At 64.6% G+C, this 427-nt stretch carries 1 protein-coding gene; it reads right to left on the bottom strand.

Annotation, left to right across the window (positions count from 1 at the left end):
• Nucleotides 1-427 (bottom strand): GntR family transcriptional regulator (locus AC1DIX_RS27945; RefSeq protein ID WP_477328616.1); only part of this gene is annotated, 427 nt, incomplete at both ends.

The raw sequence follows: 427 nt of genomic DNA on the forward strand, positions 1-427 counted from the left end.
CATCTTGATCGAGTTGACGCGGTAGGCGTTGGAAATGATCGTGTTGCCGAGCGCGTCGATAAAGGCGTCGTGCATGCCCCAGTCGACCGCTTGGGCATGGACTTCGAGCTCATGCGATGCGTTGCCGCCCTCGATTGCCGCGACGATGTCGCGATGCTCGGCGAGCATGGCCGCAACGGTCGCGTCGGTGGCCGTCTGCGTGAACAGGGCGACGGCCTCCTTCTCAAGAAACAGGCGAAGCTGGAACGCTTCGCGGATCAGGTTGAGGTCGATATGGGCAATCTGCAGGCCGCGCTGCGGCACCGTCTTGATCAGCCCCTCCGCCTCCAGACGCGGGATGAGCTCCCTGATGGCGCCGAGCGTCAGTCCCGTGAGTTCGACCAGCCGGCGTTGGGAGACGAATTGCCCGGGACGGACGTCGCGCGCC

The sequence above is a fragment of the Massilia sp. 05N420 genome (genome assembly GCF_056397205.1).